Here is a 6474-nt window from a genome sequence, read left to right as displayed (position 1 = left end):
CTAATAATTCTTTTTTTTCACAAAATCTTTAAAATTTAAATTTAGCTTAAAATCCTTAAGTTTAGGCATTTGATTCCTTAAAAATTTCTTAATAAAAGTTTGAAAATAGTAGTTTTCAAACTTTTAAGGTTATTTTAAGTTTTAAGGATTATTTTGCATTTAAATCGTAAAAGGGTTTTAACCTTTGGGACCTTTGATTTGTTTCATTTTGGGCACCTAAAGCTTTTAGAAAGGGCTGCTACTTATGGAGATGAACTTTTTGTAGGTATTAGTTCAGATAAACTAAATTTTAGCAAGAAAAATCGTTATCCTATAATGAATGAGATAGAAAGGGCTCATATAGTAGCTGGTTTAAAATTTGTAAATAGCGTATTTTTAGAAGAAAGTTTGGAGTTAAAAAGAGAGTATTTAAAAAGATATAATGCTGATATTTTGATAATGGGCGATGACTGGGCTGGTAAGTTTGACGAATTTAAGGATATTTGTGAGGTTATTTACTTGCCAAGGACACAAAATATATCAACTAGTGAGCTTTTACAAAGAATTAAAAATGACTTTCAAGGCTAGGTTGATTTTTGCTTATAGACAAAGCAGAACTAAGCTTTTTTTGGTTTTTGCTTATATTTTAGAAAGTCTTTTACAAAATGCAAGATTAAAACGAGCAGACAAATTAATCAATTTTTTAGATTTTTTTAATATAAATTTAGCAAAGCTTTACAAGGCAAGATTATATTTTACAAAGGGTGATTTTGAAAAAGCCTTAACTTACATAAATGCCTTTTTAAGCAAAACAAAAAGCATAGATGCAAGTTATTTTAAATGTGAAATTTTAAAATTTTTAGGAAAAAAAGAAGAAGCCTTTATCTTAATAGAAAATTTAATTAAAACAAGTGATAGGATAAAGTCTTGGGATATCTTAGCAAAATTAATACAAGATGATAAAGATTTTTTAAGAGTAGAAAAAATTTATAAGCAAAATTTAAATAATTTTACCAAATTTAAAAGTCATAAACACGAGATAGCAAGGCATTTAAGTTGTATTCAAATTCCCATAAATAGCGAAGAAGTTTTTAAATTTCAAAAAAATTTAGTAAAAGTTGTGCTTTTAAGTGGCAAAAATCAACAATCAATCAAAAAAGCAATGTCTTTAAAAAACGCCCTACAAGCCTTGCAAGATTTAGACAAGCTTTTTAAAAAACACAATAAAGAATATTTTTTAATAAGTGGTACTTTCTTAGGTCTTATTAGGGATAAAAATTTTATAAGCACAGATTATGATATAGATTTAGGCGTTTTTGATATAAAGCTTAAAGACTTGCAAAGTATGATTATAAAAGATAGCAATTTTATCTTAGCTAGTTTATACCATGAACATTTTGTGCAGTTTTATCACTTAAATGGCATTTATATAGATATTTTTATACATTATAAAGAAGGAGATAAAATTTATCATAATGGGGATTTTTTAAGGTGGAAAAATTCCTTTTTTACCCTTACTGATTATGAATTTTTAGGCTTAAAGGCAAAAGCCCCTTTAAATCATAACTTATATTTAGAAGAAAATTACGGTCCTAATTGGCAAGTACCAAAAAATAGCTTAGAATTTAATAGCTTTTTAGATACTCCAAATTTAGAAGTAACAAACGAAAAACAAATGATAATTTGCCTTTATTATTTGTTAATGAGTGATTTTGCTAAAAATAATAAGAAAAGAATTTTAGAAAAACTTAAATTTTATAAAGAAGATGAATTTATAAAAGAATGCTTAAAGGATGAAAATGAATAAAGCCTTATTTTATCTATTTTATTTGATTGCTATGAAAATTTATCATAGGGATAAGGATTATGAAAAAGCAAGAATGTACTATGAAAAAGCTAGTAAATATATGCCAGAACACGCAAAAAATTATTTTAAAATAGGCATGTGCTTTTTTAAGGTACAAGATTATTCAATGGCGATTGATGCCTTTAATCACGCCTTAGAACTTAACCCAAATAATGAAAACTGGAAACAACAATTAAATCAAGCTGAAGACGCAAACACAAGCATTTTTAAGGCTGAAAAATTATGGTGGAAAGAAATTTTAGACTTAGAACATTTAATTAATAAAAAGGGCAAAAAATACATTTTACTACTTGACCTAGCTACTGCCTTGCAAAAAATGAAGTATTTTCAAAGGGCAGCTAGTGTTTATGAAGAATGCATTAAGCTTTGTGAAAACAAGGAAAAACTAAGTACTTTATACTATGAAATGGGTTATTGCCTACAAATGCTTAATGAAAATGAAAAGGCAAAAAAAGCCTATGAAAATGCTATAAAGCAAGATAGTTTAGCTAGTGAAAGTAAAAATGCAAAATTAATTGGAGTTGGAATTTTCCATGAGATAAATGGCAGGTGGTCCTTGGCAAATAAGGCTTATTTAAAACAGCTTGAAATTAAAATTTCAGATGAATTATACGATAAAATAGGGCTTAGTTATGAGATTTTGTATGATTTTGAAAACGCACTAATTTATTATGAAAAATGTTTAGAATTAAACTATCAAAGGGCTTTAACGCATTTTAATCTAGCAAGAATTTATGAAAGAAAAGAAAATTTTCAAAAAGCAGTACTTCACTTTGAAGAAGCAGCAAATAGGACAAATGTAAAAAGAACTGAATATTTATATAGGCTTGGACTTTGCTTAGCTAAGTTAGGGCAAGAAAAAAGGGCAAATGAGGTCTTTTTACAAATGCAAATTGTAAGCGTTACTACACTTGTAGGGGGGGGGGAGATGAATTATGACCAAAGCATTGAAGAATCGCAATTTTAATTTTAAGGCTCGTTACAATCATTTTTATGAAAACGAACCCATAAGGGAAAAAACTATACTTTATGAGGTCTTTCATGGACGCCTTATGAGTTGCAATCCCTATGCTATTTTTAAAGCATTATTAAAGGATGAAAGATTTAAGGATTTTACTCATATTTGGGTCTTAGAAGATAGTAAATTTTTGCAAGATGAGTATAAGAGGCTTAAGAATTTAATAGTAGTTAAAAGGGGCAGTGATAATTACCTAAGATACCTTGCAAGTGCTAAATATCTTATAAATAATACTACCTTTGGGGAGTATTTTATACGCAAGCAGGGGCAATTTTATCTAAATACCTGGCATGGAACACCCTTAAAATGCCTTGGAAAGCATATAAAAACTTCTTTTATGGAACATGCAAACAGTCAAAGAAATTTTTTACAAACAACGCATATAGTTAACCCAAATGAATTTACTCAAAATGTTATCTTAAAAGACTATGATATAGCTGATATTTATAGTGGCAAGTCCTTAGTAAGTGGCTATGCTAGAAATGATTTAAATTATGATGAAGTTGCAAAACAAAGATTAAAGCAAAGGTTTAATATAAAAGAAGGCGAAAGAGTGCTTTTATATGCCCCAACTTTTAGAGGACATTTTGGCGAGGCAAATTTTGAGTACGAGATCATCACGAAACTCCTCAAAGAGTTAGCCGTAATGCCCTTTAAAATTCTTTTTAAAGGGCATTACGAAACTCTTAAATATATAGAAAAAATAGGCAGTAGAATTTATGATGCAAATGATAGAGATATTGACACGAATGAGCTTTTAAGCATAGTTGATATTTTAATCACTGATTATTCTAGTATAGCCTTTGATTTTATGTGTATGGATAAAAGTATAATTTATTATTGTTATGACTATGAAGAGTATAAAAAAGAAAGGGGAGTGTATTTTGATTTAAAGGACTTAGGGCTTTCTTATTGCAAAAGTATCGAAGAAGTAAAAGTTCTTTTAAGCGATGAAGGCTTTTTAAATAAAAAGGGAAAATATGCCCATTTAAAAGAAAAATTTTTTCCACTAGATGATAAAAACGCTACAAAAAGGGTGATTGATTTTTTCTTTTTTGATGAATTTGATGAAAGTAGATTATATAAAAAAGAACATAACAAAATAAATCTTTTATTTTTTGAAGGTCCCTTTATGCCAAATGGCATTACAAGTGCCTTTAAAAGCCTTGTAAATATCATTGACAAAGAAAAATACTCTATAAATGTACTTATAGAACCAGGCGGAATTGACGCATTTGCTGAAAGAAAGGCTATATTTAACGAGATTAAAGATAAATGTAACGTGCTTTGCAAGACGGGGGCTTTAAATTTAAGTGTTGAAGAGGAATTTTTACTAACGCATGTTGAATTTAGCATAAAAAGGACAAATGAACTACAAGAACAAGCCTTTAAAAAGGCATATGAAAGGGAATTTAAAAGAAATTTTGGCGATGCTAATTTTAACGTGTTAATCCAGTATGATGGCTATACTAGGCTTTTAAATCTCTTATTTGCCTATGCAAAAGGGGATTTTAAAAAGATAATTTATCTGCATAATAACATGTTAGGAGAGTGTCAAAAACGTTTTCCTTACCTTGAAATGACTTTTAATATCTATGATAAGTATGATTTTTTACTTTCTGTAAGTAAGGATACAAATGAGTTAAATTTAAAGGATTTAAGTGAGATTTATAATATACAAAAAGATAAATTCAAACCAGCTCCAAATTTCATAAATGCAGATGAGATTTTAGCAAAATCAAAGCTAGATTTAGACAAAAAGGGTTTAAAGTACTTTAAACAAGGCTTTCAAATCTTTATAAATATAGCCCGTTTAAGCATAGAAAAGGACCAAGCAAAGCTTATAAGGGCATTTTGTAACATTCATAAAAAATACCCAAAAACTAGGCTTTTAATCTTAGGCGATGGTCCTTTAAAGCCTGATTTAACTAGACTTATAAAAGAACTTAGACTTAAAAATAGTGTATTTTTACTAGGTTACATTGCAAATCCTTATCCTTACTTAAAAAAATCATCTTGTTTTGTGATGTCTTCCCTTCATGAAGGACAAGGGGTTGTCCTTCATGAAGCTATGCTTTTAAATATTCCAATAGTAAGTGTGGATTATGAATTTGGGGCGACAGAAGTACTTGAAAATGGCAAATATGGACTTATTACCCAAAATAATCAACAAGCCTTAGAAGATGGTCTTGAAGCCTTTTTGAAAGGAGAGGTTAAACAGGTGGAATTTAACTATCAAGCCTATAATGAAAGGGCTTTGAAGAATTTGGAAAGATTTATAGATAATGAATGATTTAAAATTTATAGCAGCTAGGATTGACGGGCTTGGAGGTCGTCTTTATACTATAGTAAATGCTATGATTTTAGCCTATAAAAGCAATTGTCAATGGGGTTTTTGTTGGCATGATTATTATAAAAGTGCTATAAAGGCTTATGAAAATATAGTAAAAGAAGAGGATTTTTTTTCTAAGGACTTTGTGCAAAAATATTCTTTTACTAAAAGCATAGCCCCTGGTTCTCCCTTATTTTTTCAAAATGGCAAAAAAAGCATAGAAGCATTAATAAAAAAGCCTTGGGACAAAGAATTTGGATATTACGCACCCTTGCTTAATTTAAATGATCAATTAAGCGATATAAGCGAGAAAGAATATAAAAATTTATTTGAGAAATTTTTTAAAGAAATAGATTTTTGCGATGAAATAAAAGAAAATTTAAAAAAGATTGATAATAAGGCAAAAGACTTAAAAGACTTTGTGGCTATTCATTTTAGAGGAAAGGATATAATTTATCAAGAAAACGTTAACATTTATTGCTTAGCTTCTATGTTTTATAAATTAATGCCTATTGAGATAGTAAAAGAGATTATAGAAAATGAAAAGGATAAAAATATAATCTTATTTTCTGATATGGATGAAAATGCTAAGATAGTTTGTGATGACTTTGCAAAAAAAGGCATTAAAATTCAACTTGCAAGTGAAATTTTAAAAGCTTATAAAACCAAAAGAACGAAGTATGATTTATATGAAGTATATTTTTTATCAAAGGCTAGGACAATTTATAGAGGGGGAAGCTCGCTTTTTTCTAGATTTGCTACCATGATAGGAAAAGCTAAAAGCGTAGATATTTATGCTGATAAAAAAGAAACAATAAATATAATATTAAAAAATCATAATTATTTTAAAACAGATGAAGAGTTAAGAGCAAGTTCTTTGTTTGTAGCTTATATGTTAGCTAAAGGGCAAAATTTTGATAAAGAATTTTTACTAGACTTGATTACAAAGGCAAATGCCTATAAACATACAAATGTAACTATAACTCATCATCTTATAATAATGCTTGGTTTAAATGAAAAATTTGATGAAATAGAACAATGTTTGCAAAAACAAGACTTAGATAAATTCAGCAAAAGCTTATTTTTAAAAACCTTTGCAGGAATAATTTTTAGTGAAAGTTTTGATATTTATTTAAAAGCAGCTAATGCTAATAGACCTTTAATTTGTTTTATAGCTTCTAAAATTTATGCTTTTAAAAAAGATTTATTAAAGGCTTTTCAATATGCTAAAATGGCTTATGATAATGGTAATTTACAAATTATTAAAGAACTTTATTT

Annotated in this window: 5 protein-coding genes; all 5 read left to right on the top strand. The window is 28.1% G+C overall.

The features are described 5' to 3' along the window. Window positions 1–153 precede the first annotated feature (153 nt). Window positions 154–567, top strand: a complete 414-nt coding sequence (locus FMM56_RS00920) for an adenylyltransferase/cytidyltransferase family protein (protein WP_150141835.1) — start codon at window positions 154–156, stop codon at window positions 565–567. Next, on the top strand, window positions 551–1786 hold the full coding sequence (locus FMM56_RS00915; protein WP_150141834.1) for a LicD family protein: 1236 nt from the start codon (window positions 551–553) through the stop codon (window positions 1784–1786). The genes FMM56_RS00920 and FMM56_RS00915 overlap by 17 nt, the downstream gene beginning before the upstream one ends. Then, a complete protein-coding gene (locus FMM56_RS00910) occupies window positions 1779–2813 on the top strand; it encodes a tetratricopeptide repeat protein (RefSeq protein ID WP_190318960.1) in 1035 nt (344 codons plus the stop codon). The genes FMM56_RS00915 and FMM56_RS00910 overlap by 8 nt, the downstream gene beginning before the upstream one ends. Further along, window positions 2782–5157, top strand: coding sequence for a glycosyltransferase (locus FMM56_RS00905; RefSeq protein ID WP_150207470.1), 2376 nt, complete (start codon window positions 2782–2784; stop codon window positions 5155–5157). The genes FMM56_RS00910 and FMM56_RS00905 overlap by 32 nt, the downstream gene beginning before the upstream one ends. Beyond that, a partial coding sequence (locus tag FMM56_RS00900) for a hypothetical protein (RefSeq protein WP_150207468.1) occupies window positions 5150–6474 on the top strand: 1325 nt, incomplete at its 3' end. The genes FMM56_RS00905 and FMM56_RS00900, both read left to right, overlap by 8 nt.

Origin of the sequence: Campylobacter sp. LR264d, from assembly GCF_008633895.1 — a bacterium.
Taxonomy (GTDB): domain Bacteria; phylum Campylobacterota; class Campylobacteria; order Campylobacterales; family Campylobacteraceae; genus Campylobacter_D.
The sequence above is the reverse complement of the archived record's forward strand: the minus strand, read 5'-3'. Positions and strand labels throughout refer to the sequence as shown.